The organism is Bradyrhizobium sp. (genome assembly GCF_030646015.1).
Taxonomy (GTDB): Bacteria; Pseudomonadota; Alphaproteobacteria; order Rhizobiales; family Xanthobacteraceae; genus Bradyrhizobium.
Genome location: NZ_JAUSLT010000065.1, coordinates 1 through 24,365, shown reverse-complemented (window position 1 = coordinate 24,365; position 24,365 = coordinate 1). Strand labels below are relative to the sequence as shown.

Genomic DNA, 24,365 nt, shown 5'->3' with positions numbered 1-24,365 from the left:
CATGCCTACGTCTTCAACCGCCCCATCGCCACGCCCTCGCGGGCGAGCTGGTCGGCACGCTCGTTGGCGTCGTGGCCGGCGTGGCCCTTGACCCAGTGCCAGCGCACCTGGTGCTGGTGCAGCGAGGCGTCGAGTCGCTGCCAGAGGTCGACATTCTTGACCGGCTTCTTGTCCGAGGTGCGCCAGCCGTTCCGCTTCCAGCCATGAATCCAGCCGGTGATGCCCTGACGGACATACTGGCTGTCGGTATAGAGATCGACGGTGCAGGGCTTCTTCAGGGTTTCCAGCGCCGAGATCGCCGCCATCAATTCCATGCGGTTGTTGGTGGTGTGCGCCTCGCCGCCCTTCAATTCCTTCTCGATCTCGCCGAATTTCAGGATCGCGCCCCAGCCGCCCGGGCCCGGATTGCCCGAGCAGGCGCCGTCGGTGTGGATGGTGACCGCGGGCCGTGAGCTCACGCCGGCAGTCCCGGGGTTTCGACGCCGTAGTCGCGGATGCCGGCGACGCTCTGCTGGAAGCGCAGCTTGCGGACATATTCCAGCGGATCCTTCGGCTTCACCATGGCGCCCGGCGGCACGTTGAGAAAATCGACCAACCGGGTCAGCAGGAAGCGCAACGTGGCGCCCCGCGCCAGCAGCGGCAGCGCGTTCCGTTCGGCTTCGCTCAATTCGCGCTCGCGGCCATAGGCGTTGAGGAAGGCGCGCGCCTTGGTGACGTTGAACGAACAATCGCTCTCGAAACACCAGGCATTGAGGCAGATCGCGACGTCGTAGGCCAGCATGTCGTTGCAGGCGAAGGTGAAATCGATCAGGCCGGATACCCGCTCACCGAGAAAGAACACGTTGTCCGGAAACAGGTCGGCGTGGATCACGCCTTGCGGCAGATTCGTGGGCCAGACGCCGCTTTCGAGATAAGCGAGCTCGGCGCCGATGAAGTCACGCAAGCCGTGCTGCAACTCGTCGGCGCGCGCGGCGGCCTGTTCGAACAGCGGACGCCAGCCCGAAACCGACAGCGCGTTGGGGCGCGTCATCGGAAAATCACGGCCCGCCAGATGCATTTTCGCCAGCGCCTGGCCGACGCCGGCGCAGTGCGCGGCGTTGGGCTTGCGCGGCCAGATACCTTCGAGAAAGTTGATGATGACGGCGGGCCGGCCGGCGAGCTCGCTGAGCGCTTCGCCGCGCCGGTTCTTCAGCGGCTGCGGGCAGATAATGCCGCGCGAGGCCAGATGCGTCATCAGACCGAGAAAGAACGGCAGCTCGCTCCTGGCGACCCGCTTCTCGTACAGCGTCAGGATGAAAGAGCCGGCGCTGGTGTGCAGCAGGAAATTGGAATTCTCGACGCCCTCGGCGATGCCCTTGTAGGACAGCAGTTCGCCGATGTCGTAAGCCCCGAGGAATTCCGCAAGCTCGTCGGCGGCGACGTCGGTGTAAACCGCCATGGTGGCCTACGCCGCGTCGGGCCGCAGCGAACGCGGCAGCGGGAAGAACTCGTTCTCCTCCGCGGCCGAGACCGTCTCCACATGCAGTTCGTAGCGCTCGGCGAAGGCGCCCATGATCTCCTCGACGATCACTTCCGGCGCGGAAGCGCCCGCGGTGATGCCGAGGCTCTTGATGCCCTCGAACATTTTCCAGTCGATGTCGCTGGCGCGCTGCGCCAGCACCGAGACCGGGCAGCCCTCGCGCTCGGCGACTTCACGCAGCCGCTGCGAATTCGACGAATTCGGCGCGCCGACCACGATCAAGGCATCGACCACCGGCGCCACCTTCTTGACCGCGAGCTGGCGGTTGGTAGTGGCGTAGCAGATGTCTTCCTTGTGCGGGCCGGAGATGTTCGGAAACCGTTCCTTCAGCAGTGCGACGATCTCGGCGGTGTCGTCGATCGACAGCGTCGTCTGCGTCACGAAGGCGAGATTGTTGGGATCCTTCGGCGTGAAGGTCTTGGCGTCTTCCGCGGTCTCGATCAGCGTCACCGCGCCGACCGGCAGCTGGCCGAGCGTGCCGACCACCTCGGGGTGGTGGGAATGTCCGATCAGCAGGATTTCGCGACCGCGCTTGAAATGGATGGCGGCCTCCCGGTGCACCTTGGTGACCAGGGGGCAGGTGGCGTCCAGCGAGAAGAAATTGCGGGCGCGGGCGTCCGCGGGCACCGATTTGGGCACCCCGTGGGCCGAAAACACCACCGGCGCGTTGGTATTGTCGGGGATTTCGGCCAGTTCCTCGACGAAAATCGCGCCCTTGGTCCTGAGGCTGTCGACCACATAGCGGTTATGGACGATCTCGTGGCGGACATAGACCGGGGCGCCATAGATGGTCAGCGCCCGTTCCACGGTGTCGATTGCCCGCACCACGCCGGCGCAGAAGCCGCGGGGCGAACAAAGCACGATTTTAAGGGGTGGTTTGGCCTGCATGGGGGCAAATCTCGGACCGGCTAACCCCTCGCCGCCGGGCAGGGAACGGTCAATTCGTATAAGGACAATTCATTAAAGGACTTGGGACGGCTTTTGGGCGCTGTCAAGGCCGGTCAGCAAACCATTGCGCGGTTAGCCCCAGACGGCTTATATAGGGCGTAATTCCCGTCATCGCTGATGACCACTGGCTTCGCCTCCAAAAAAGGTGGGCGAAGCGCTAAGGAGATTTGCCATGAGCAATGCACCGCTGATGCCAAAAGCGACTGCCGTATGGCTGGTTGACAATACCGCGCTGACCTTCGACCAGGTGGCCGATTTCACCAAGATGCACCCGCTTGAGGTCCGCGCCATCGCCGATGGCGACGCCGCCCAGGGCATCAAGGGCATGGACCCGATTTCGACCGGCCAATTGAGCCGCGACGAGATCGAAAAGGGCGAGAAAGACCCGAATTACCGGCTCAAGCTCGGCGAGAGCAAGGTGACGCTGCCGCCGCAGGCCAAGAAGAAGGGCCCGCGCTATACCCCGGTGTCGCGCCGCCACGAACGGCCGAGCGCGATCCTGTGGCTGGTGCGCAACCACCCCGAATTGAAGGACGCCCAGATCATGCGTCTGGTCGGCACCACCAAGACCACGATCGCCAGCGTGCGCGACCGCACCCACTGGAATGCCTCGACCTTGACCCCGATGGACCCGGTGACGCTCGGCCTGTGCTCGCAGATCGAACTCGATTTCGAGGTGCAGCGCGCGGCCAAGGAAAAGCCGATCGATACCGCCTATGGCGGCGCCACCCTGCTGCCGGCCTCGGAGACCACCCGCAAGGAGCCGGAATTCGAGCCGAGCGAGAAGCAGCGCGACGACCTCAACGTCGATGCGGTGTTCGCCAAGCTGAAGGGCATCGGCGGCGGCAAGAAGCACGACGACGAGGACTGAGGGGGCGGAGTTCGGCTCCCGTAGCCCGGATGGAGCCAACGGGTCGGCGCGGAGCGTCGCCCGATGGCGCAATCCGGGAAAGAACGCGAGCCTGGTCCCGGATTTCGCAAGAGCTCCATCCGGGCTACGGTTTACTCAAGCTGCGAACTACTCAGGTCACGCAGCGGCCAGGTTGCAGCTGCTTCGCCACTTCGGTCAGCACGCTGACCATGGGCTCGCAGGCCACCGTGGCCTTGCGGCGGTCGCCGGACTTGAACAGCGAGGGCGCAACGGGACCACTGCGGGCGTCGGTCTCGGGCTTCCTGGCGACCGGCACCCGGACCAGAACCGAAGTATCGGCAAGGCTCTCCGGCCGCAGCGAGATGGTCTGCGTCTGCGCGGCCGATCCGGCGGGGCCGGCGGCGCGATCGGTCTTGGCCGAACGATTGATGATGGTCGCCGGGGTGTCGTTGAAAGCCTGCTCACTGCGAGCAAGATCGTGGCCGGACGCGAACTGAACGGCGCCGAGCATCAGCGAAACGCCGATTGCACCGAAAATTGCTTTTGAGAGCTGTGCCATGTTGCTCGATCCCTCGCCCCATTGGCGATCACAGCCACAACGCGAGGGAACCCGCGGAGTTCTGGGAACCGGCCATCACTTAACCGTGTGCGAAAAAAATTCAGACGGCGGGAACGAGTTCGGGGGGCTGCGCGTCATCCAGACAGCCGGTCTTCCCCCCTGCCCCATTGACCGGCGACGTAGGGCGCGACTGTGGTGATGCCAGTCGCGCCCTGCTTTTTGCCTTGATGACATCGATCCCTGACGTCGCGGCAATCCCGTTGGCCGGATCGCAAAGCGCTGTTGTGATGCCGGAACCCGGTTTCGTCGGCCAGCTGTGGTCCCTATCGAGTACGGAACGGTTCAATGCCTTCGGCCCCCATACCGCCGACAATTTCTCCCCTGCGCCGCGAATTGACAGCCGCCGCTGAGGGCCTGGCCGACAATGAAGACGTGTTGCGCAGCGTGCTGGCCGGGTGTGGCGACTGCATCAAGATCCTGGATCTCGACGGCCGCCTGCAATTCATGAGCGAAGGCGGCAAGCGGGTGATGGAAGTCGACGACTTCGGGCCGCTGAAGGGTTGTCCATGGCCGGAGTTCTGGGCCGGAGACGGCAACGCGGAAGCCAGGCGCGCGGTAGAAACGGCCAAGGCCGGCGGCATCGGACGCTTCAAGGGCCCGGCCAATACCGCCAAGGGTAACCCGCGGCATTGGGATGTGCAGGTCTCCCCCATCATGGGCGCCGACGGCAAGCCGTCGCATCTGCTGTCGATCTCCCGCGACATCACCGAGGAATGGCGCGCGGTCGCTGAATTGAAGGAGGCGATCGAACGCCAGGCGGTGCTGGCGCTCGAACTGCAGCATCGCATCAAGAACACGCTGGCGATGGTTGGCGCCATCGCCAACCAGACCATGCAGGGCGACAGCGTCGCCAACGCCCGCGAAGCGTTCGCGGCGCGTCTGATGACCCTCAGCCGCGCCCATGACCTGCTGACGCAATCGAGCTGGGCCAGCGCACCGATCCGCGACGTCGTCGAAGGCGCGCTGGCGGCGCATCGAACCAGCCAACGCCAGATCAGCACCGGCGGCCCCGATCTGCATCTGACCGCCAGGCAGGCGCTGGCGCTTGCGGTGGCGATCCACGAACTCGCCACCAACGCCACCAAATACGGCGCGCTGTCAGGCCGCGGCAGCGTCGCGGTGGCGTGGTCCGATCAACCGGCCGACGGCGCCGAAACCTTCAGCTTCAGCTGGACCGAGAGCGGCGGCCCCGCGGTGACCGAGCCCGCGAAAAAAGGCTTTGGTTCACGCCTGATCGAAAAAATGCTGCCGAATGATTTCGGCGGCGAGGTGCGGACGTTCTACCGGCCGGGCGGCGTGGTGTGCGAACTGACGTCGCCGCTGGGGCGGTTGAATTCGGAGGAGTAGTGGCGAGCGGAAGTCGTAGTTCAAGCCGTCATTGCGAGCAAAGCGAAGCAATCCATCGCGCACCGCAAACAAAACTGGATCGCTTCGTCGCAAGTGCTCCTCGCAATGACGGCTGTGGACGCCTCGGCCGCCTGCCCCACAAAAAAATCGGCGCGCCTTGCAGCGCGCCGAATTCATTTCAACCGATAGCTTCCCGCTCAGCTCACGCCACCCGCGGCGCCCGGTTGCGCGAGTTGCGCTGGAAGAACAGCGCCTGGCTCGCGACCGCGGAGACCATCGCGGGCTGGAACGGCTTTGAGATCAGGAACGCCGGCTCGGGGCGTTCGCCGGTCAGGAAGCGTTCGGGATAAGCGGTGATGAACACCACCGGCACCTCGAACACTTTCAGCAGTTCGTTGACGGCGTCGAGGCCGGAGGAGCCGTCGGCGAGCTGGATGTCGGCGAGGATCAGGCCCGGCTTGCGGTTCTTGGCCAGCGCGATGGCGTCGGCATGGGTGCGGGCGACGCCGATCACGTTGTGACCGAGATTCTTGACGAGGCTCTCGAGATCCATCGCGATGAAGGTCTCGTCCTCGATGATCAGCACGTCGGTGGCGATTTCGGCGGCCATTTCGCGGCCGGCGGTATCGGCCAGCTTGCGGGTTTCGGCGACATCGATGCCGAGAATCCAGGCCACTTCCTCCTCGGAAAAACCTTCCAGCGACAGCAGCAGGAACGCCTGCCGCGGCAGCGGCGTGATGTTCGACAGCCGCCGCTCCGACGGCATCGGCAAGGTCGCGACATCGGAATCGTCGTTGAGCGAAACCGAATTCCAGATTTTCGTGAACAGCCGGAACAGGCCGGCGCGCGGGCCGTGCTGCTCGTCGAGCAAGGCCGGGTCCTGCAGCAGGGCTTCCAGCATGGCCCCGACATAGGCGTCGCCGGAGGCCTGATTTCCCGTCAGCGCACGGGCATAGCGCCGCAATAACGGTAAATGTTCAGCAACAAGCTGTGATCGCGACATCCCCACTCCATATATCCTGCTCTGGGCCAAAGCATCCCGACAGGGGGTGACCCGGTTCCCCCAGAATGTGAAGGACTACGTCCCAGCCTGCAAAAAGTTCCCCTATTGCCGGGAACTTTCCGGCGCAGTTGGAATTAGCCCCGTTAGAACGACAGAAAAGGCCTCGGAATCAAGGATAATTCTTGAAACTACAGGGACTTAACTCTCGGGGAAGCGTGGAACAGGTCATGAAAGATGTAAAGTCTCAAGCCAGCAAGGTGGCCGCTCCCGGAAAGCCGGGCCGGCTCAACACCGAGATTCAATCGAGAATCGGGCACCAGCTCAGGGCCATGTATGACGACGTGGTGCGGCAGGGCGTGCCGGACCGCTTTGCCGAGCTGATCAAGAAGCTCGATGCGCCTGGACCCACCGGTGATCCTGCCAAAAACAATGACGGGAGGGACTAATGCCTCTCACAGACTCACTTCGCGACGACATTCTTGCGTCGGTCCCATCCTTGCGCGCGTTTGCGATCTCGCTCAGCGGCAATGGTGATCGTGCCGACGATCTCGTGCAGGAGACGCTGCTGCGCGCGCTCGCCAATATCGACTCGTTCCAGCCCGGCTCGAACCTGCCGGCCTGGCTGTTCACGATCCTGCGCAACCTGTTCCGCTCCGACTATCGCAAGCGGCGGCGGGAGGTGGAGGACGCCGACGGCAACTATGCCAAGACCCTGAAAACCCAGCCGGCGCAAAGCGCGCATCTGGAATTCGAGGAATTCCGCGTGGCACTCGACAAGTTGCCGCAGGACCAGCGCGAAGCGCTGATCCTGGTCGGCGCCTCCGGCTTCTCCTATGAAGACGCCGCCGCCATCTGCGGCTGCGCGGTCGGCACCATCAAGAGCCGCGTCAACCGCGCGCGCTCGAAACTGAGCGCATTGCTCTATGTCGACGGCGCCGACGATTTCGGCCCCGACAACACCGTCCGCGCCGTGATCGGCGGCAGCGGAGGTTAGTGCGGTCAAATACGAAGCGGAAAGGCGGCCCGGTGGGCCGCCTTTTTTGTTTGTCGTGGCCGGAATCAACCCACGATTCGTCGTCCCGGCCTAGTGCGCAATTGTTCGGTGCGGTCGCGCTCGGTCATGTCGACGACGGTCTCCATCGGCGCGGTGAGTTCGTAGACGTAGCTGACATCGGTGAAGAACCGCTTGGAGGCGCCGCCCAGCGCCTCCGGCGCAACGCGGTCGAGCAGGATCAGACCGAAATCGCTGTCGGCGCGGCGGGTCGCCTCGCTGGTGTTGAACTCCTCCCAGCGAAAATGGAAGATGGCCTCGGGCTCTTCGCCGGTCACTTCCCAATGCGCGACGATGTGGGGATGCTTGCCGACCAGCGACAGCCCCTCGTCGGAATGCGACGCCAGTTCGAAGAACAACAGCGACAGGCTCTGGGCTGCGCGCGCGCTCACCGCGATATCGGGACCCGAGACCGCGATGCGCTCGGCATGGGGGATCGCGCGCGCCTCGAACAGCCCCTTCAGTTTGACGCCCTGCCACTGGCTTTCGGACAGCAGCGAGACCACGTTCGACATGGCGTGGATGCGGCCGATCAGCAGTTCGCGGGCGACGTCGATGTCGGCGCCATGGCGCAGCGTCCGCGTCACGATCGACTGGATCACCGCCAGAATGTTCTTCACGCGGTGATTCAGTTCGTCGATCACGGCGGTCAGCCGGCGCTCGAAGCCGGTCCGCACCTGGATCTCGCGGCTGAGCCGCAGATTGTTGTAGGCGACATAGCCGAACAGCCCGCAGATGATGCCGGTCAGCGCCAGACCGATCGCGGCGACGATGGCGGCAGTCTGCTGCGCGCGCATCACCGCATTGGACTTGGCGTAATAGGCCAGCGACCAGTCGCGGCCGCCGAAGCCGATCTTCCTGACCATCGAGGGTGCTGCCGATTCCGGTCCGACCAGCCGCGAGGCGATGTTGTCCCGGTTGAGCGCGATCAATTCCTGGTCGGCGTTGCGCGGATCCTTCAGCACCACCGAGAACAGCGACAGATCGTCGTTCGCCAGCATCAGCGGCGCCAGCTCATAGGAAAACGTCACGAAGCCCGCGGGCGCGGCGTCGCCCTCCTGCAGCACGGGCGCCGCCAGCACGAGACCGACCGGCCCGTTCGGGCGCAGCAGCGGCATCGGATCGGATGCCACCGGCTTGCCCTCGGCCATCGCCCGCGCCAGCGTCGGCCCCAGCACCGGATGCTGGTCGAGGGTGCGGCCGGGGAAAATCCTGGTCTCCGCGCTGCGCGGCTCGACGTCCATCACCAGGTCGATCGGCTTGTCGAGCGCCCCCGGATCCAGAGGCTTGTCATCGAACCCGCGAATCGCCGGATTGGAGAATCCGGCGCCGGCGAGCTCGGCGCGCGCCGCCGGCAACTCATTTGGCTGCAGCCGCGCGATCCAGCTGGCGACCACGAAATCGGTCTTGAAGGCATAGATCGAGGAGCGCAGCGGCTGCAGCATGTTGGCCTTGATCACGCCGGGCGCGCGGAACAGGCCGGATGCGACGCGGGCGAGCAGCTCACGCTCGGTCAGCCGGTCCTGCACCAGGCTGGCATGAACGTCGATCGCGCGCGCCATCGCGATCCCCTCCAGCATCAGCTCCTGATCGTGGACGCGATAAGCCGCAAGCCCGGAGAACAGGACCCCGATCAGTGCGATAAAACCGATGATGAAACCAAGCCGGACCACTCGCTTACTCAACGATGAGGCGTTGGCGAAAAAAATAGATCAAGCATTTGACGTCCGCCGGTGCGGCGAGAAACCGAAGCAGGATGAAAGCCAGCCGACTCATATAATGAAGGAGCGATCATCGGTACGCAACTGCGGTTGGTGACGCGGGACCAAACATGGCTCGCCGACAGTGTTTTCCGTCGGGGCCAGAGAGTGCTAATCGCGGTGGCGCGGGTTTGTTCCGGCGAGGTTGGAGGTTTTTTTTCCCCTTGTCCTGGAGCACCTCTACCCGCAAGCGGGGAGAGGTGAGTACGAATGCCTTCAGCTTGCCTTGGCCGGCGCCGACGGCCGCAGCCCGCCTTTGGCCTCGATGAAGCCGATGATGCGATCGAGGCCTTCGCTCTTCTTCAGGTTGGTCATGACGAAGGGACGCTCGCCGCGCATCCGCCGCGCATCGGTGTCCATCTTCTCCAGCGACGCGCCGACATAGGGCGCGAGATCGATCTTGTTGATCACCAGCAGGTCCGACCGCGTGATGCCGGGGCCGCCCTTGGAGGGGATCTTGTCGCCGGCGGCGACATCGATGACATAGATCGTGAGGTCGGCGAGTTCCGGCGAGAAGGTGGCGGCGAGATTGTCTCCGCCGGATTCGATCAGCACCAGGTCGAGGCCGGGAAATTTCGCCCGCATGTCGGCGACGGCGGCCAGGTTCATCGAGGCATCCTCGCGGATCGCGGTATGCGGGCAACCGCCGGTCTCGACGCCTGCGATACGGTCCTGACTCAGCGACCCCGAGCGCACCAGGAATTCGGCGTCCCATTTGGTGTAGATGTCGTTGGTGATCGCGGCGATGTCGTAGCGCTCGCGCATCGCCTTGCAGAGCAGATCCATCAGCGCGGTCTTGCCGGAGCCGACGGGGCCGCCGATGCCGATGCGAAGCGGGCCGTGCGAATGACTGCTCATGCTATTTCTCTTCCTTTTTTCCGCCCGCGTCGGTCCACGTCCATTTGAAATTGCTTTCCCGGAAGGTCCTGGCGCGCTTCGGGTCGGCCTTTTCGAGATCGCCGAGCGATTTGCCGCGCGCGTCGAAATAGATCCGGTCGGCCTCGATCTCCAGCGTGCGTCTGCCGATCTCGCATTCGTAAGGCGCCGCCCGGCCGCCGCCGAGATATTTCCAGTGATTGCCGTGGCGGGCGCCAATACAGGTCACATCGCCCGGCTTGAGCTTGTTCCTGTCCAGCTCGGCCCGGATTTCGGCCACCAGCTCCGGAGCCTTCGCCACCGCCGCCAGTACCTCATCGAGGCCGAGGCTGCCGGCGGCAAATCCCGGCGCCGCCAGCGCGATCCATGCTGCGAGGATCAGGACCGTCGTTCTGATTGCGCGCATGGCTGCACCCCTCATGACCTGAACAACCTGGTGTATTGCGTTTCGTGCCGCATGCCGGCGAGATCGGCGCGAAAAGTGGCGCTGCCGAGATCGTCGAGTGTGGCCTGCAGCGCCCGCCCGGCGGTGGCGACCACGACGGGTTCGAGCTGCGCCAGCACGCGCTGGCTGTCGGTTTGCCCGAGCGGGATCAGCCGCGCGCCGGCGGAAATCCAGTTCGAGGTCACGGCGTGGAAGAAGGCATGCATGGTGGAGGCGAGCGGAATCTCATGCGCGGCGCTGACCAGGCCGACCGCGACGGGATAGACGATGACGCCGTCGCATTGCGCAACCAGTTGGTCGAGCCCGTCGCAATTCCAGGCCGAGCGCGCGATCTCGATGAAGGCGCGACCCTGCGACGAGGTTTCCAGCTGGCGCTCGCGCGACGGCACGAAGGCGGCCGCGAGCTCGGCGACCTCGCGCAGCAGCGCCTCGTCATGCGAGGCGGCGGCGCGGTGTGCCTGCGCCACAAATACGCCGTCGCAAAAGCCGGAGCCGTCGAGCAACATCGAAGCGAGCCAGTCGCTCAGGGAAGCCGCATCGGTAATATCGCCGGCTTCCACCGCCCATTCGATGCCGCTGGAATAGGAGAACGCGCCGACCGGGAACGCCGGCGACAGCCAGGTCATCAGCCGGTACAGCGCCGCGCCCTCGGCCTGCGTCATGCCGCCGGGATGGTCCGGGGGCGGCGACCTATTTGTGGTCATGAGCATGGGAATGACCGTGGTGATGGTCGTGATCGCAATGCTCGTCGTGAACGTGATCACCGTGATGGCCATGATCATGCGATGCATGATCGTGCGCCGCATGGGCGTGCGGATCGGGCTCCGCCGCTTGGGCGTGGCCGGCGGCATAGGCGCCGCCCTCGGGGTCGAACGGCGCCTCGATCTCGATCACGCGCGCACCGAGCCCCTTCACCATCGCCTCGATGACGTGGTCGCGCCGGATCCGCAGGCCCTTCGCCATGATCTGCGTCGGCAGATGGCGGTTGCCGAGATGCCAGCCGACCCGCACCAGATGGAGCGGATCGTTGCAGCGAATCTCGATCAGCGGCTCCGGTGCGGCCACCACCTCGACCAGCCGGCCATCCTCCAGCACCAGCGCGTCGCCGCCGCGCAACGCCACCGCGTTTTCGAGATCGAGCAGGAATTCGAGCCCGCGCGTGCCGGTCATTACCATCCGTCGCCGGTGCCGGTCGTCGAAATCCAGCACGACGGTATCGGCCGGTGCTTCCTTCCAGTGATGCTGGCCCTGGACTCGGGTGGCGCGGATCATGATCAGAACTTCTCGACCTTGCCGTCGCTGATGATCTCGATCACCGTCGGCGAAGCCCGATAGGGTGCTGCATATTCGCGCCAGACCTTCATGTGCGGCGCCTTGCCATGCGCGTTGAGATCGTCGCGGGTCTCCCAGCGCTCGACCACGACGTAGAGATTGGGATCGTGAATGCTGGTGTGGCCTTCATAGGAGACGCAGCCTTTTTCCTTCCGCGTCTCGGCAATGCATTCCTTGTGACCCTTGATGAAGGCTTCGCGGCCCTCCGGCTTCACCTGCGTGGTGGCAATCACGTAAATCATGTGCCTTGTCCTTATTGTTGTTTTCAGCGCACGGTGACGTCGGCGGGCGTGATGATTTCGATCTTCGGCGGGGCCGCCATGCATTTCACAGCGACACGGCCGAAGGTCTTCATGTGCTCCATGCCTCGATGCGGCACCAGCGCTTCGGCGTTTTCCCACTGCTCGACGAACACCATCTTGGCGGGATCGGTGACGCTCTCATGCAAATCATAGGCGATATTGCCGGGCTCCTTGCGGGTACCCGCGATGCAGGCGGTGGCGGCGGCGATGAATTCGGCGCGCGTTTCAGGCTTGATGGTCAGCGTGGCGACGACGTAGATCACGAGATCCTCCCGGGCTTCTTGTTTGGGGCTTTTTGAGCCGGGCGGGACCTTAGCCCAGAAGCGCGCTCGAACGCAAAACCGGTGCCCACTTTTGCTGCGCGCGCTTTAGAACATGAAGTAGCGCTGCGCCATGGGCAGCACCTCGGCCGGCGCGCAGGTCAGCAATTCGCCGTCGGCGCGCACCTCATAGGTTTCCGGATCGACCTCGATTTTCGGCGTGGCGGAATTATGGATCATGCTCTTCTTGGAGATGCCGCCGCGGGTATTCTGGACCGCATAGAGTTTCTTCTCGATGCCGAGCTTTTTCGCCAAACCGCCCGTGATCGCGGCCTTCGAGGTGAACACCACCGAGGACGCCGTCAGCGACTTGCCGTAGGCGGCAAACATCGGCTGGTAATGCACCGGCTGCGGCGTCGGAATCGACGCGTTGGGATCGCCCATTGGCGCCGCCACGATCGAGCCGCCCTTGATGATGCAGTCCGGCTTGACGCCGAAGAAGGCCGGCGACCACAGCACGAGGTCGGCGAGTTTGCCCTTTTCCACCGAGCCGATCAGCTTTGACACGCCATGCGCGATCGCGGGATTGATGGTGTATTTGGCGATGTAGCGCTTGACCCTGAAGTTGTCGTTGTTGCCCTTGTCCTGCGGCAGCGAGCCGCGCTGCTTCTTCATCTTGTCGGCGGTCTGCCAGGTCCGGATGATGACTTCACCGAGCCGGCCCATGGCCTGCGAATCCGACGACATCATCGAGAGCGCGCCGAGATCGTGCAAGATGTCTTCCGCAGCGATGGTTTCCTTGCGGATGCGGCTTTCGGCGAAGGCGAGATCCTCGGCGATCGAGGGATCGAGATGGTGGCACACCATCAGCATGTCCAGATGCTCGTCGATGGTGTTGCGGGTGAACGGCCGGGTCGGAGTGGTCGAGGATGGCAGCACGTTCTTCAGGCCGGCAATCTTGATGATGTCGGGCGCGTGGCCGCCGCCGGCGCCTTCGGTGTGGAAGGCGTGGATGGTGCGGCCCGTGAACGCCTTTACCGTGTCCTCCACAAAGCCCGATTCATTCAGTGTGTCGGAATGGATCATGACCTGGATGTCGTAATCGTCGGCGACGGAAAGACAATTATCGATCGCCGCAGGCGTAGTGCCCCAGTCCTCGTGCAGCTTCAGCGCACAGGCGCCTGCCTTGATCATTTCGACCAGGGCGGCGGGCCGCGAGGCGTTGCCCTTGCCCGATATGCCGAGATTGACCGGGAAGGCATCGAACGACTGGATCATGCGCGCCATGTGCCAGGGCCCGGGCGTGCAGGTGGTGGCAAAGGTGCCGTGCGACGGGCCGGTGCCGCCGCCGAGCATCGAGGTGACGCCGGACATCAGCGCATGTTCGATCTGCTGCGGGCAGATGAAATGGATGTGGCTGTCGAACCCGCCGGCGGTGAGGATCTTGCCCTCGCCCGCGATCACGTCGGTGCCGGGACCGATCACGATGGTGACGCCGGGCTGGATATCGGGATTGCCCGCCTTGCCGATGGCGCTGATATACCCTTCCTTGATGGCGACGTCGGCTTTGACGATGCCCCAGTGGTCGACGATCAGCGCATTGGTGATGACGGTATCGGCCGCGCCCTGTCGATTGGTGACCTGGGACTGCCCCATACCGTCGCGGATCACCTTGCCGCCGCCGAATTTCACCTCCTCGCCGTAGACGGTGAAATCTTTCTCCACCTCGATGATGAGATCGGTATCGGCCAGCCGCACCCGGTCGCCGGTGGTGGGCCCGAACATGTCGGCATAGACGGAACGCTTTATCTTGACGGACATGTTCGTGCTCCAATTTCGGGGCCGTCATCCTGAGGTGCGAGCCCACTTGGGCGAGCCTCGAAGGATGACCGATGGTGTGCGCTGCTCATCCTTCGAGGCGCGCAAGTCAGCGGCGCAAATGCGCCGCCGAGGGCGCGCACCTCCCGAGTAAGCGTAATTGCGCTTATCCGGGGATGACGACGAAAGGTGTGTCGTTTATTCACAGCTTGCCCTGTATCTCGCCACGAAAGCCGTAGACCACGCGCTTGCCGGCCAGCGCCACCAGCTGCACGTCGCGGGTCTGGCCGGGCTCGAAGCGGACGGCGGTGCCGGCGGCGATGTCGAGGCGCATGCCGCGAGCTTTCTTGCGCTCGAACTTCAGCGCCGGGTTGGTTTCGAAGAAATGATAGTGCGAGCCGACCTGGATCGGACGGTCGCCGCTATTGGCCACCGTCAGCGTTACCGTCTTGCGGCCGGCATTGAGCTCGATCTCGCCGTCCTGGATGAAGAGTTCGCCGGGGATCATGTGGGCATTCCTATCGTATCGGCTCATGCACGGTGACGAGTTTGGTCCCGTCGGGAAAGGTTGCTTCGACCTGGATGTCGTGGATCATCTCGGCGATGCCGTCCATGCACTGGGCGCGGGTGATGACCTCAGCGCCCGCCTTCATCAGTTCGGCGACGGTGCGGCCGTCGCGGGCGCCCTCGACGATGAAATCGGAGATGATGGCGATGGCCTCGGGATGGTTGAGCTTGACGCCGCGCTCCAGCCGGCGCCGCGCCACCATCGCCGCCATCGAGATCAGCAGCTTGTCCTTTTCGCGGGGGGAGAGATTCATGCGAACACTCTATTCAATTGAACGATCTAGTTGAGCCACATGCGCGGCAATGCCACAGCCGAGGCGCGGCCAAGCACCGCCATCATGTCGGCGCGCAGCCTTGCCGCATCTTGGGCACAGAAGCGGGCCATTGCAAATCCATTCCAGCTGGAGATGCCGACCTCGCCACTGAGCGAATTCGTCAGCTCACGTATCCGCTCCACCAGCGCTTCGTCGCCCGGCACGATCAGCGCGGTGCCGATGGCGACGCCGCCATTGGCGACCGCGGGTTTTGTCATGATGGCGCCGATGTCACCGTCGAGCCGCACGGTTTCGGCGAACACCAGCTTACCCGCCCGGCGCAGCCGCCAGCGGTCGACGAATTCGCCATGCAGCATACGCTCGCCCATCGCGGCGCGGCCGAACACGACAATTTCGCAGAGCAGCAGCGAGGCGCCTTCGGCGAGGTCGATATCGATCCGCCGAAAAACCCGTGCGCGGTCGAACAGGATGGTTTCCTGCGGCAGCCAGCTCAAATGCGCGCCGGTGGCGGCCTTCAGGGTGATGTTGACTTCCGCGGCCGGCCCCTGCGCCCGGTAGACTTTTTCCGCCGCCGCCGTGGCCACCGCCAGGCTGGAGCCCTCGCCGACCGCGATGTCGATATCGAAGCGATCGCCGCCGGCAATGCCGCCGGCGGTATTGACGAACATGGCCGAGAGGCCCTCCGCCTCGGGGGACGGAAAGCGGACGCGCAAGGAGCCTGATTCATGCAGCTGGCGGCGGCGGGTGACGCCTTCGACCTGGTGCACGTCGAACGTCACCGAGCCCTGCGCCCGGTTGGCCGCGAAGATTGCCGAGGCAGCACTGGTGGGTTCGGTCCGCATCGGCCCCTCAAAATTGTCGCGCGGCCGGCTTACAGCGCCATCTGGCGGCTGATCTCGGCGGGATCCATCGCGCTGCGGTCGCAGGCATATTTCACGGCGCCACGGTCCATCACAGCGAAATTGTCGCCGAGCTCGCAGGCAAAGTCGAGATATTGTTCGACCAGCACGATCGCCATGGTGCCGAGGCTGCGCAGATAGGAGATGGCGCGGCCGATGTCCTTGATGATCGAGGGCTGGATGCCTTCGGTCGGCTCGTCGAGCAGCAGCAGTTTCGGCCGCATCACCAGCGCCCGGCCGATCGCCAGCTGCTGCTGCTGGCCACCGGACAGATCGCCGCCACGGCGGCCGAGCATCGAATTCAACACCGGAAACAGCGAGAACACGTCGTCGGGAATGCTGCGGTCATCGCGCTTCAGCGGCCCGAAGCCGGTCTTGAGGTTTTCCTCCACCGTCAGCAGCGGAAAGATCTCGCGGCCCTGCGGCACGAAGCCGATGCCCTTGCGCGCCCGTTCATAGGGCTTGAGTGCGGAAATATCGGCGCCGTCGAAGGTGATGGAGCCGGAGGCGATCGGATACTGGCCGACCATGGCGCGCAGCAGCGAGGTCTTGCCGACGCCGTTGCGGCCCAGCACGCAGGTCACCTTGCCGGGCTCGGCCGTGATCGAGACGCCGCGCAACGCCTGAGCAGCACCGTAATAGAGGCTGATGTTGTCGACGTTTAGCATGTGCGACCTCCGGTCGCGCGAATGGCGAATGGCGAATAGCGAATGGTTGGGATCGTCATCGTTTGTGCACCTTGCCTCTACTCGCTACTCGCCATTCGCCTATCTTCCCAAATACACTTCGATCACGCGTTCGTTCGACGAGACCTGATCGATGGTCCCCTCGGCCAGCACGGTGCCTTCGTGCAGACAGGTCACCTTGACGCCGAGTTCGCGCACAAAGGTCATGTCGTGCTCGACTACCATGATGGTCTTGTCCTTGTTGATTTCCTTCAACAGCTCGGCGGTCTGGTGGGTTTCGACGTCGGTCATCCCGGCGACGGGCTCGTCGACCAGCAGCAGCTTCGGATCCTGCGCCAGCAGCATGCCGATCTCCAGCCACTGCTTCTGGCCGTGCGACAGGCTGCCGGCCAGCTTGTGGCGCGCATCCTTCAGGCGAATGGTCTCCAGCACGCGCTCGATACGCTCGGATTCGTCCCTGGTCTCGCGCCAGAACAGCGTGCCCCTGACGCTGTGATCGACATTGAGCGCGAGCAGGAGATTGTCCTGGATGGTCTGGCTCTCGAATACCGTCGGCTTCTGGAATTTGCGGCCGATGCCGAGTTCGGCGATCCGGGTCTCGTCGAGCCGGGTCAGATCGGTGATGCCGTCGAACAGCACCTCGCCCTCGTCCGGCTTGGTCTTGCCGGTGATGATGTCCATCATCGTGGTCTTGCCGGCGCCGTTGGGGCCGATGATGGCGCGCATCTCGCCGGGCTCGAGCGTCAGCGACAGATTGTTGATGGCGTGAAAGCCGTCGAACGAGACGTGCACGCCGTCAAGATAGAGCAGCGCCGAGGTGGTACGGGTCTCCTTGGCGTTCATGCGCTCACTCCGCCGGGTTCGGTTTGCTGACGCTGACGCCGTCTTCGAGCGCGGCACTCTCGGCATTGGTCGAGATGCGCTGCGCCTTCCACGGCTCCCACCAGGCGTTGAAGGTGCCGATGATGCCCTTCGGCAGCAGCAGCGTCACCAGGATGAACAGCGCGCCCAGCATGAACAGCCAGTACGGCGCCAGCGGACCCGAGGTGAATACGGTCTTGGCGTAGTTGACCACGACGGCGCCGAGGGCTGCCCCGATCAGCGTGCCGCGACCGCCGACCGCGACCCAGATCACCGCCTCGATCGAATTGCCCGGCGCGAACTCGCCGGGATTGATGATGCCGACCTGCGGCACATAGAGCGCGCCGGCCACGCCGGCCATGCAGGCCGACAGCGTGAACACGAACAGCTTGTAGGATTCGACGCGGTAACCGAGAAACCGGGTGCGGGATTCGGCGTCGCGCACCGCGATCAGCACCTTGCCGAGTTTTGACGTCACCACCGCGCGGCAGATCAGGAAGGCAATGATCAGCGCCAGACAGCTCAGCAGGAACAAGGCCGCGCGCGTGCCGTCCGCCTGGACGTTAAACCCCAGAATGTCCTTGAAATCGGTCAGGCCGTTGTTGCCGCCAAAACCAAAATCGTTGCGGAAGAACGCCAGCAACAGCGCGTAGGTCATCGCTTGCGTAATGATCGAGAGATAGACGCCGGTGACGCGGGAGCGAAACGCCAGCCAGCCGAAGCAGAAGGCCAATAGGCCCGGCACCAGCAGCACCATCACCGCCGCAAACCAGAACATATCGAACCCGTACCAGTACCAGGGCAGCTCCGGGTAGTTCAGGAACACCATGAAATCCGGCAGGATCGGATTGCCGTAGACGCCGCGGCTGCCGATCTGGCGCATCAGGTACATGCCCATCGCATAGCCGCCGAGCGCGAAGAACGCGCCGTGGCCGAGCGAGAGGATGCCGCAATAGCCCCAGATCAGGTCGATCGACAGCGCCAGGATGGCGTAGCAGACATATTTGCCGAACAGCGCCACCAGATAGGTCGGCACCTGGAACATCGAGCCTGCCGGCAGCAGCAGGTTGGACAGCGGGATCAGGATGCCGGCCGCCGCCACCACCGCGAGGAAGATGGTCGCGCTGCGATCCAGCGAACGCGTGAGCACGTGCGGCATCATGCTTCCACCGCCCGGCCCTTGAGCGCGAACAGGCCGCGTGGCCGTTTCTGGATGAACAGGATGATCAGCACCAGGATGGCGATCTTGCCGAGCACGGCGCCGGCCATCGGCTCCAGGAACTTGTTGGCGATGCCGAGCGTGAAGGCGCCGACCAGCGTTCCCCAGAGATTGCCGACGCCGCCGAACACCACCACCATGAAGGAGTCGATGATATAGCTCTGGCCGAGGTTGGGGCTGACATTGTCGATCTGCGACAGCGCCACGCCGGCAATCCCGGCGATGCCGGAGCCGAGGCCGAAGGTCAGCGCATCGACGCGCGAGGTCGCGATCCCCATCGATGCCGCCATCCGGCGGTTTTGCGTGACCGCGCGCATCTCCAGCCCGAGCGCGGTATAGCGCAGCATGGCAAGCAGGATGGCGAACACCGCCAGGGTGAAGCAGAGGATCCAGAGCCGGTTGTAGGTGATGGTGACCTGGCCGAGCTCGAACGCGCCGCTCATCCAGGAGGGATTGCCGACCTCGCGGTTGGTGGGACCGAACATGGTGCGCACTGCCTGCTGCAGTACCAGCGACAGGCCCCAGGTCGCCAGCAGGGTCTCCAGCGGACGGCCGTAGAGAAAGCGAATGATGCTGCGCTCGATCAGGATGCCGATCGCGCCTGCGACGATGAAGGCCAGCGGCACCGCCATCAATAGCGAATAGTCGAACAAATGCGGGAAGCTGGTGCGGATGGTTTCCTGCACCACGAAGGTGACATAGGCCCCGATCATGACCATCTCGCCATGCGCCATGTTGATGACGCCCATCACGCCGAAGGTGATGGCGAGACCGATGGCCGCGAGCAGCAGCACCGAGCCGAGCGACAGCCCGTACCAGGCGTTCTGCACCATCGACCACAGCGCGAGGCTGCGCTGGATGGCCGCCTTGGCGTTCGCCGCGGCGCTCGCAATCGCGGCCGGCTGGTCGCCGGTCAGTCCGGTCAGCAGCGCCATCGCCTCCTGATCCCCTCGCGCCTTGATGGTGGCGATGGCCTCGAGCTTCTCGCCATCCGTGGCGTCGGGCTTGAACAGCAGGATGGCCGCCCGCGCCTCGGTGAATGCCAGTCTGGCCGCGTTGACGGTCTCCTTCTTCAGGGCCTCGTCGACCAGCGGCAGCATGGCTTCGTCGTGCGTCTTGAATACCGACTGCGCGGCCTGGATCCGCTTGGCGGGATCGGGCGACAGCAGCGTCAGTCCGCCCAGCGCGGCCTCCACGGTACGGCGCAGGCGGTTGTTGAGGCGCACGGCGGCGGCGCTGTCAGGCAGCTTTTCCACCGCAGCACCGGTCGCGGCATCGATGATCTTGCCGTCGGGCTGGGTGACATAAACCTTCTTGCTGTCGGGATCGGCCATCAGCCGGCCGTCCTGCAGCGCGCTGATAATGGCAAAGGCCAGCGGATTGCCTGACGTGGCAACCGCGCCGATCGCTTCGTCGGTGTCGGAAAATTCATCGTTGGCGAACTTGCCGACCGCATCCTCGAACGGACCCGCGAGCGCTGGCGATGCGACGGCGGCGATCAACAGAAGCGAGAGGACAAGCGCACGAAAACGGTCAAGCACGTTGGTAAACACTGGACGACCCCGGCAGGAGTTAAGGAGAAGGCGGCATTGGCGCCGCCTTCTCCAGTCGCTTGGTCTCTTGGTATCAACAGCAGATCAGGAACCCTGACCGCCGCACTTGTTGGTCTTGGTGTTGTAGTTGCCGCACTTCTTGCCAACCCAGTCGCCGATCAGGTCCTTGGAGCCGTCGAGCTCCTTCGACCATGCATCGCCGGCCACCAGGCCCGGGGTCTTCCACACCACGTCGAACTGGCCATTGGCTTTGATTTCGCCAATGAACACCGGCTTGGTGATGTGATGGTTCGGCAGCATCTTGGAGGTGCCGCCGGTCAGGTTCTTGGCTTCGATGCCGGGCAGCGCGTCGATCACCTTGTCGGCGTCGACCGACTTCACCTTCTCGACTGCCTTGACCCACATGTCGAAGCCGATGACGTGAGCTTCCATCGGATCGTTGGTCACGCGCTTCGGGTTCTTGGTGTAGGCCTGCCAGGCCTTGATGAACTTCTCGTTGGCCGGGTCCTTGATCGACTGGAAGTAGTTCCAGGCGGCGAGATGGCCGAGCAGCGGCTTGGTGTCGATGCCGGCGAGTTCTTCCTCGCCGACCGAGAAGGCGACGACCGGAATGTCGGTGGCCTTGATGCCCTGGTTGCCCAGTTCCTTGTAGAACGGAACGTTGGCGTCGCCGTTGATGGTCGAGACCACCGCGGTCTTCTTGCCGGTGGAGCCGAACTTCTTGATGTCGGCCACGATGGTCTGCCAGTCGGAATGACCGAACGGCGTGTAGTTGATCATGATGTCTTCCTGCTTGACGCCCTTCGACTTCAAGTAGGCTTCGAGGATCTTGTTGGTGGTGCGCGGATAGACGTAGTCGGTGCCGGCCAGCACCCAGCGCTTCACCTTCTCGTCCTTCATCAAATAGTCGACCGCGGGGATCGCCTGCTGGTTCGGCGCGGCACCCGTGTAGAACACGTTGCGCTCGCTCTCCTCGCCCTCGTATTGCACCGGATAGAACAGGATCGAATTCAGTTCCTTGAACACCGGCAGCACGGACTTGCGCGACACCGAGGTCCAGCAGCCGAACACCACCGAAACCTTGTTCTTGGTGATGAGCTCGCGGGCCTTTTCGGCGAACAGCGGCCAGTTCGACGCGGGGTCCACGACCACGGCCTCGAGCTTCTTGCCGAGAACGCCGCCCTTCTTGTTCTGCTCGTCGATCAGGAAGAGGACCGTATCCTTCAGCGTGGTTTCGCTGATGGCCATGGTGCCGGACAGCGAATGCAGGACGCCAACCTTGATGGTGTCGTCCGCCGCCCTTGCGTTGGTGAACGCGGCCAGGCCCAGAACCAGGCCGGCGGTCGCCGCCAGCCAGCGGCGGCGGCTCAGTGGCGTCGCTATATCGTGAGTCAATTGAGTAAGCATGAGGTGTCATCTCCCTGACGCAGACGTTAAAACGCTGCGAAACGGCCCCACGGCCGCCTGCATTAACGGAATCGCAAGAACTGTGCCACCTGCGTCAATCTGGCTAACCAAATGGCATCGTTGATGAATTTCAGCACCTGCCGCGAAATAGCCGAAACTTCTGCCTTATTTTTAGGCTGAAAAACTGTATGCTTGAGTGGCATACTGTTTAATTTGTGAGCAATCTTGCTCTTTTGGCTAAATTTCCGGCAGGATTATTTCTGCGCTGCAGCGCGCGAAATGCCCTCAATCCGTCCGCAAACGGGGGGCTTTCGCCCGCCCCTTAACCGCGTGCAGGGATCTTCACGCGATTCACCTTGAAAGCGCCGCGTTCGTGTTCCATATGACTATCACGACCCAGGGAATCACCGGGTCACTGCGAGCCGCGTGTTCTGAGCCCGTCCAACGGTTTCTGGCTTGCCCCTTCAGCTAACCAAAACCGACGCCCCAAACACGCGGGTGTCTCTGACACCCTCGCGCGCTCCTGGCTGAAACCGCCGGGCGCCTGCCTTTTATAATGGAAAGTACCCACCTTTTGACCTCCTTTCAGGATTTCGGCCTCGCCGATCCCATCTCGCGTGCGCTCGTGGAAGAGAACTATCTGACGCCCACGCCCATCCAGGTTCAAACCATCCCCATCGCAATTACCGGCCGTGACGTCGTCGGCATCGCCCAGACCGGCACCGGCAAGACCGCGGCCTTCGCGCTGCCGATCCTGCACCGCATTCTGGAGAACCGCATCAAGCCGCAGCCCAAGACCTGCCGCGTACTGGTGCTCTCGCCCACCCGTGAACTGTCCGGACAGATCCTCGACAGCTTCAATGCCTATGGCCGCCACATCCGCCTCACCTCGGCGCTGGCGATCGGCGGCGTCCCGATGGGCCGTCAGGTCCGTTCGATCATGCCGGGCGTCGAAGTCCTGGTGGCGACGCCCGGCCGCCTGCTCGACCTCGTGCAGAGCAACGGCCTGAAGCTCAATCAGGTCGAGTTCCTCGTGCTCGACGAAGCCGACCGCATGCTGGACATGGGGTTCATCAACGACATCCGGAAGGTCGTCGCCAAACTGCCGATCAAGCGGCAGACGCTGTTCTTCTCGGCCACCATGCCGAAAGACATCGCCGAGCTCGCCGAAGCGATGCTGCGCGATCCGGCACGGGTCGCCGTGACGCCGGTGGCCTCGACCGTCGAACGCATCACCCAGCGCATCATCCAGGTCGACCACTCCAACAAGCCGACCTTCCTGGCCAACCTCCTGAAGAGCGAGACGGTCAACCGCGCGCTGGTCTTTACCCGCACCAAGCATGGCGCCGACAAGGTGGTGAAGAGCCTGGCCCGCGCCGGCATCACCGCCGACGCCATTCACGGCAACAAGTCGCAGAACCACCGCGAGCGGGTGCTGGCGGCGTTCCGCACCGGCGAGATCCGCACCCTGGTCGCCACCGACATTGCCGCCCGCGGCATCGACGTCGACGGCATCAGCCATGTGGTGAACTTCGATCTGCCCAACATTCCCGAGACCTACGTCCACCGCATCGGCCGCACCGCGCGCGCCGGCGCCGAGGGCGTTGCGATCTCGCTGATCGCGGGCGCCGAGGAAATGGGCTATCTGCGCGACATCGAAAAGCTGATCCGCATCGCTCTTCCGCGAGAAGATCACCGCACCCCCGGCCATCGCGAAGCCGCACCGCCGCCGGCGCAGCATCGCGGGGCACGGTCCGGACCGCGCGGGCATACCGGCAGGGGCAACGAAGCCGCCGCCCCCGGCTCGAAAGGCCCTCGCCGTAACCGCCGTCCCGGTGGTAATGGTGGCGCGCCACAAACCAACCGCCACGAGACCAGCCGGCAGGAGCCGTCCCGTCCGTCGGCGCAGGCCAGCGGCAAGGCCGAAGGGATGCAAGGGGTTGCGTTTTTGCATCGCGAAAGCCGTCCGAATACAAGACCCAACCGCACCCAACGACCGCGCTGATCGTCGATCGATCTGGAGACAACCATGGCTAAAGAAGAGCTGATCCAGTTCGAAGGACTGGTCACCGAAATCCTCCCCGATGCACGCTATCGCGTGCAGCTCGACGCAGGACACGAGATCGTCGCCTACACCGCCGGCAAGATGAAGAAGAACCGGATCAAGACGCTGGCGGGCGATCGGGTGACAATCGAGATGTCGCCTTACGATCTGGAAAAAGGCCGGCTGATCTTCCGCCACAAGGACGAGCGTCCGGGTGGCGGAGCGCCTCGCGGTGCACCACCGCGCGGTCAATTCCGCCGCCGCTAAAATCACCCAGACCGCGTGGCAAAACCATGGCGGTTAAGTGGGCAATGGCCTCCAACAGCGATCCCGGACGCGATCAAAAAATCGTGCACGTCAGGATTGTTTTGGGGGCTATTTTGCAATAATATAACCTTATCGATTTTCGGCCGGACGACATTAGCTATCCACCGGTACAGCCGGTTTAGACGCTGACGACCCTTCCAAAAATTCGATCTCACCAGCCCGCCGCAAGTGGGCTTCTACTATATCTATCTTGAGAAGGGACTACCCCCGTGAGCATGGGAACCGTGAAGTGGTTTAACGCGACCAAGGGCTTCGGCTTCATTCAACCGGATGACGGTGGCAACGACGTGTTCGTGCACATCAGCGCCGTAGAGCGCGCCGGCCTTGGCACGCTGCGTGAAGGCCAGAAGATCAGCTACGAGATCGTGGCCGATCG

At 63.8% G+C, this 24,365-nt stretch carries 28 protein-coding genes; 7 read left to right on the top strand and 21 right to left on the bottom strand.

Features of this window, described 5'->3' with window-relative positions; all coding sequences use genetic code 11:
• Positions 1-5: 5 nt before the first annotated feature.
• The 3 genes from rnhA to ispH are packed head-to-tail and all read right to left on the bottom strand — an operon-like array spanning position 6 to position 2,407.
• On the bottom strand, positions 6-458 hold the full coding sequence (rnhA, locus tag Q7T45_RS08835) for a ribonuclease HI (RefSeq protein WP_304869821.1): 453 nt from the start codon (positions 456-458) through the stop codon (positions 6-8).
• Positions 455-1,438, bottom strand: coding sequence for a homoserine kinase (locus Q7T45_RS08830; RefSeq protein WP_304869818.1), 984 nt, complete (start codon positions 1,436-1,438; stop codon positions 455-457). The genes rnhA and Q7T45_RS08830 overlap by 4 nt, the downstream gene beginning before the upstream one ends.
• A 6-nt stretch (positions 1,439-1,444) precedes the next feature.
• A complete protein-coding gene (gene ispH / locus Q7T45_RS08825) occupies positions 1,445-2,407 on the bottom strand; it encodes a 4-hydroxy-3-methylbut-2-enyl diphosphate reductase (RefSeq protein ID WP_304869816.1) in 963 nt (320 codons plus the stop codon).
• A gap of 232 nt (positions 2,408-2,639) precedes the next feature.
• On the opposite strand from ispH, the gene Q7T45_RS08820 reads away from it, so the two are divergent.
• Complete coding sequence (locus tag Q7T45_RS08820) at positions 2,640-3,338, top strand: DUF1013 domain-containing protein (protein WP_304869815.1); 699 nt, start codon at positions 2,640-2,642, stop codon at positions 3,336-3,338.
• A gap of 151 nt (positions 3,339-3,489) precedes the next feature.
• On the opposite strand, the gene Q7T45_RS08815 is transcribed toward Q7T45_RS08820, so the two are convergent.
• On the bottom strand, positions 3,490-3,897 hold the full coding sequence (locus tag Q7T45_RS08815) for a hypothetical protein (protein ID WP_304869813.1): 408 nt from the start codon (positions 3,895-3,897) through the stop codon (positions 3,490-3,492).
• Positions 3,898-4,242: 345 nt separating this feature from the next.
• Here Q7T45_RS08815 and Q7T45_RS08810 point away from each other — a divergent pair, with 345 nt between their 5' ends.
• The gene (locus Q7T45_RS08810) at positions 4,243-5,304 is read left to right on the top strand and encodes a sensor histidine kinase (RefSeq protein WP_304869811.1); all 1,062 of its coding nucleotides are present in this window, start codon (positions 4,243-4,245) and stop codon (positions 5,302-5,304) included.
• A gap of 202 nt (positions 5,305-5,506) precedes the next feature.
• Here Q7T45_RS08810 and Q7T45_RS08805 read toward each other — a convergent pair whose 3' ends face one another.
• Positions 5,507-6,307, bottom strand: a complete 801-nt coding sequence (locus tag Q7T45_RS08805; RefSeq protein WP_304869809.1) for a response regulator — start codon at positions 6,305-6,307, stop codon at positions 5,507-5,509.
• Between the two features lie 227 nt (positions 6,308-6,534).
• On the opposite strand from Q7T45_RS08805, the gene Q7T45_RS08800 reads away from it, so the two are divergent.
• The gene (locus Q7T45_RS08800) at positions 6,535-6,753 is read left to right on the top strand and encodes a NepR family anti-sigma factor (protein ID WP_304869807.1); all 219 of its coding nucleotides are present in this window, start codon (positions 6,535-6,537) and stop codon (positions 6,751-6,753) included.
• Entirely contained in the window at positions 6,753-7,301 is a 549-nt protein-coding gene (locus Q7T45_RS08795) for a sigma-70 family RNA polymerase sigma factor (protein WP_304742554.1), read from the top strand. The genes Q7T45_RS08800 and Q7T45_RS08795 overlap by 1 nt, the downstream gene beginning before the upstream one ends.
• Positions 7,302-7,366: 65 nt before the next feature.
• On the opposite strand, the gene Q7T45_RS08790 is transcribed toward Q7T45_RS08795, so the two are convergent.
• The 16 genes from Q7T45_RS08790 to urtA form a co-directional block, all read right to left on the bottom strand.
• A complete protein-coding gene (locus tag Q7T45_RS08790) occupies positions 7,367-9,031 on the bottom strand; it encodes an HWE histidine kinase domain-containing protein (protein WP_304869804.1) in 1,665 nt (554 codons plus the stop codon).
• A gap of 303 nt (positions 9,032-9,334) precedes the next feature.
• A complete protein-coding gene (gene ureG / locus Q7T45_RS08785; protein WP_304869802.1) occupies positions 9,335-9,976 on the bottom strand; it encodes an urease accessory protein UreG in 642 nt (213 codons plus the stop codon).
• Between the two features lies 1 nt (position 9,977).
• Positions 9,978-10,400, bottom strand: coding sequence for a hypothetical protein (locus Q7T45_RS08780; RefSeq protein ID WP_304869800.1), 423 nt, complete (start codon positions 10,398-10,400; stop codon positions 9,978-9,980).
• 11 nt (positions 10,401-10,411) lie between these two features.
• Positions 10,412-11,143: an urease accessory protein UreF gene (locus Q7T45_RS08775; RefSeq protein ID WP_370691248.1), complete on the bottom strand. Its 732-nt coding sequence runs from the start codon at positions 11,141-11,143 to the stop codon at positions 10,412-10,414.
• Positions 11,130-11,711, bottom strand: a complete 582-nt coding sequence (locus Q7T45_RS08770) for an urease accessory protein UreE (protein ID WP_304869795.1) — start codon at positions 11,709-11,711, stop codon at positions 11,130-11,132. Before Q7T45_RS08770 ends, Q7T45_RS08775 begins: the two co-directional genes overlap by 14 nt.
• Before the next feature lie 2 nt (positions 11,712-11,713).
• Entirely contained in the window at positions 11,714-12,013 is a 300-nt protein-coding gene (locus tag Q7T45_RS08765) for a putative quinol monooxygenase (RefSeq protein ID WP_304869793.1), read from the bottom strand.
• Between the two features lie 23 nt (positions 12,014-12,036).
• Positions 12,037-12,336, bottom strand: a complete 300-nt coding sequence (locus tag Q7T45_RS08760) for a putative quinol monooxygenase (RefSeq protein ID WP_304742542.1) — start codon at positions 12,334-12,336, stop codon at positions 12,037-12,039.
• A 105-nt stretch (positions 12,337-12,441) separates the two neighbouring features.
• Entirely contained in the window at positions 12,442-14,154 is a 1,713-nt protein-coding gene (ureC, locus tag Q7T45_RS08755) for an urease subunit alpha (protein ID WP_304869791.1), read from the bottom strand.
• A 199-nt stretch (positions 14,155-14,353) separates the two neighbouring features.
• On the bottom strand, positions 14,354-14,659 hold the full coding sequence (locus Q7T45_RS08750; protein WP_304869789.1) for an urease subunit beta: 306 nt from the start codon (positions 14,657-14,659) through the stop codon (positions 14,354-14,356).
• Between the two features lie 10 nt (positions 14,660-14,669).
• Positions 14,670-14,972, bottom strand: a complete 303-nt coding sequence (locus Q7T45_RS08745; protein WP_211910079.1) for an urease subunit gamma — start codon at positions 14,970-14,972, stop codon at positions 14,670-14,672.
• A 26-nt stretch (positions 14,973-14,998) separates the two neighbouring features.
• Positions 14,999-15,835 carry an urease accessory protein UreD gene (locus Q7T45_RS08740; RefSeq protein ID WP_304869783.1) on the bottom strand — a complete coding sequence of 279 codons (837 nt, stop codon included), beginning with the start codon at positions 15,833-15,835 and terminating at the stop codon, positions 14,999-15,001.
• A 29-nt stretch (positions 15,836-15,864) separates the two neighbouring features.
• Positions 15,865-16,560, bottom strand: coding sequence for an urea ABC transporter ATP-binding subunit UrtE (gene urtE, locus Q7T45_RS08735; protein WP_304869781.1), 696 nt, complete (start codon positions 16,558-16,560; stop codon positions 15,865-15,867).
• Positions 16,561-16,659: 99 nt separating this feature from the next.
• Positions 16,660-17,421, bottom strand: coding sequence for an urea ABC transporter ATP-binding protein UrtD (urtD, locus tag Q7T45_RS08730; RefSeq protein WP_304869779.1), 762 nt, complete (start codon positions 17,419-17,421; stop codon positions 16,660-16,662).
• A gap of 4 nt (positions 17,422-17,425) precedes the next feature.
• Positions 17,426-18,601 (bottom strand): urea ABC transporter permease subunit UrtC, encoded by a 1,176-nt coding sequence (urtC, locus tag Q7T45_RS08725; RefSeq protein WP_304869777.1) that lies wholly within the window; start codon positions 18,599-18,601, stop codon positions 17,426-17,428.
• Positions 18,598-20,211 (bottom strand): urea ABC transporter permease subunit UrtB, encoded by a 1,614-nt coding sequence (urtB, locus tag Q7T45_RS08720; RefSeq protein WP_304869774.1) that lies wholly within the window; start codon positions 20,209-20,211, stop codon positions 18,598-18,600. Before urtB ends, urtC begins: the two co-directional genes overlap by 4 nt.
• Positions 20,212-20,295: 84 nt before the next feature.
• A complete protein-coding gene (gene urtA, locus Q7T45_RS08715; protein ID WP_304869772.1) occupies positions 20,296-21,618 on the bottom strand; it encodes an urea ABC transporter substrate-binding protein in 1,323 nt (440 codons plus the stop codon).
• A gap of 556 nt (positions 21,619-22,174) precedes the next feature.
• Here urtA and Q7T45_RS08710 point away from each other — a divergent pair.
• From Q7T45_RS08710 to Q7T45_RS08700, 3 genes are all read left to right on the top strand, one after another.
• Complete coding sequence (locus tag Q7T45_RS08710; RefSeq protein ID WP_304869770.1) at positions 22,175-23,623, top strand: DEAD/DEAH box helicase; 1,449 nt, start codon at positions 22,175-22,177, stop codon at positions 23,621-23,623.
• Between the two features lie 24 nt (positions 23,624-23,647).
• Complete coding sequence (gene infA / locus Q7T45_RS08705) at positions 23,648-23,929, top strand: translation initiation factor IF-1 (RefSeq protein WP_143575210.1); 282 nt, start codon at positions 23,648-23,650, stop codon at positions 23,927-23,929.
• Between the two features lie 269 nt (positions 23,930-24,198).
• The coding region (locus Q7T45_RS08700) for a cold-shock protein (protein WP_304869939.1) at positions 24,199-24,365 on the top strand (167 nt) is incomplete at its 3' end.

Bases quoted from the DNA above. Each gene is read 5' to 3' on its own strand.
- Q7T45_RS08830 (WP_304869818.1), bottom strand. From the start codon at position 1,438: ATGGCGGTTTACACCGACGTCGCCGCCGACGAGCTTGCGGAATTCCTC.
- ispH (WP_304869816.1), bottom strand. From the start codon at position 2,407: ATGCAGGCCAAACCACCCCTTAAAATCGTGCTTTGTTCGCCCCGCGGC.
- Q7T45_RS08820 (WP_304869815.1), top strand. From the start codon at position 2,640: ATGAGCAATGCACCGCTGATGCCAAAAGCGACTGCCGTATGGCTGGTT.
- Q7T45_RS08815 (WP_304869813.1), bottom strand. From the start codon at position 3,897: ATGGCACAGCTCTCAAAAGCAATTTTCGGTGCAATCGGCGTTTCGCTG.
- Q7T45_RS08810 (WP_304869811.1), top strand. From the start codon at position 4,243: ATGCCTTCGGCCCCCATACCGCCGACAATTTCTCCCCTGCGCCGCGAA.
- Q7T45_RS08805 (WP_304869809.1), bottom strand. From the start codon at position 6,307: ATGTCGCGATCACAGCTTGTTGCTGAACATTTACCGTTATTGCGGCGC.
- Q7T45_RS08800 (WP_304869807.1), top strand. From the start codon at position 6,535: ATGAAAGATGTAAAGTCTCAAGCCAGCAAGGTGGCCGCTCCCGGAAAG.
- Q7T45_RS08795 (WP_304742554.1), top strand. From the start codon at position 6,753: ATGCCTCTCACAGACTCACTTCGCGACGACATTCTTGCGTCGGTCCCA.
- ureG (WP_304869802.1), bottom strand. From the start codon at position 9,976: ATGAGCAGTCATTCGCACGGCCCGCTTCGCATCGGCATCGGCGGCCCC.
- Q7T45_RS08780 (WP_304869800.1), bottom strand. From the start codon at position 10,400: ATGCGCGCAATCAGAACGACGGTCCTGATCCTCGCAGCATGGATCGCG.
- Q7T45_RS08775 (WP_370691248.1), bottom strand. From the start codon at position 11,143: ATGACCACAAATAGGTCGCCGCCCCCGGACCATCCCGGCGGCATGACG.
- Q7T45_RS08770 (WP_304869795.1), bottom strand. From the start codon at position 11,711: ATGATCCGCGCCACCCGAGTCCAGGGCCAGCATCACTGGAAGGAAGCA.
- Q7T45_RS08765 (WP_304869793.1), bottom strand. From the start codon at position 12,013: ATGATTTACGTGATTGCCACCACGCAGGTGAAGCCGGAGGGCCGCGAA.
- ureC (WP_304869791.1), bottom strand. From the start codon at position 14,154: ATGTCCGTCAAGATAAAGCGTTCCGTCTATGCCGACATGTTCGGGCCC.
- Q7T45_RS08750 (WP_304869789.1), bottom strand. From the start codon at position 14,659: ATGATCCCCGGCGAACTCTTCATCCAGGACGGCGAGATCGAGCTCAAT.
- Q7T45_RS08745 (WP_211910079.1), bottom strand. From the start codon at position 14,972: ATGAATCTCTCCCCCCGCGAAAAGGACAAGCTGCTGATCTCGATGGCG.
- Q7T45_RS08740 (WP_304869783.1), bottom strand. From the start codon at position 15,835: ATGCGGACCGAACCCACCAGTGCTGCCTCGGCAATCTTCGCGGCCAAC.
- urtE (WP_304869781.1), bottom strand. From the start codon at position 16,560: ATGCTAAACGTCGACAACATCAGCCTCTATTACGGTGCTGCTCAGGCG.
- urtD (WP_304869779.1), bottom strand. From the start codon at position 17,421: ATGAACGCCAAGGAGACCCGTACCACCTCGGCGCTGCTCTATCTTGAC.
- urtC (WP_304869777.1), bottom strand. From the start codon at position 18,601: ATGATGCCGCACGTGCTCACGCGTTCGCTGGATCGCAGCGCGACCATC.
- urtA (WP_304869772.1), bottom strand. From the start codon at position 21,618: ATGCTTACTCAATTGACTCACGATATAGCGACGCCACTGAGCCGCCGC.
- Q7T45_RS08710 (WP_304869770.1), top strand. From the start codon at position 22,175: ATGGAAAGTACCCACCTTTTGACCTCCTTTCAGGATTTCGGCCTCGCC.
- infA (WP_143575210.1), top strand. From the start codon at position 23,648: ATGGCTAAAGAAGAGCTGATCCAGTTCGAAGGACTGGTCACCGAAATC.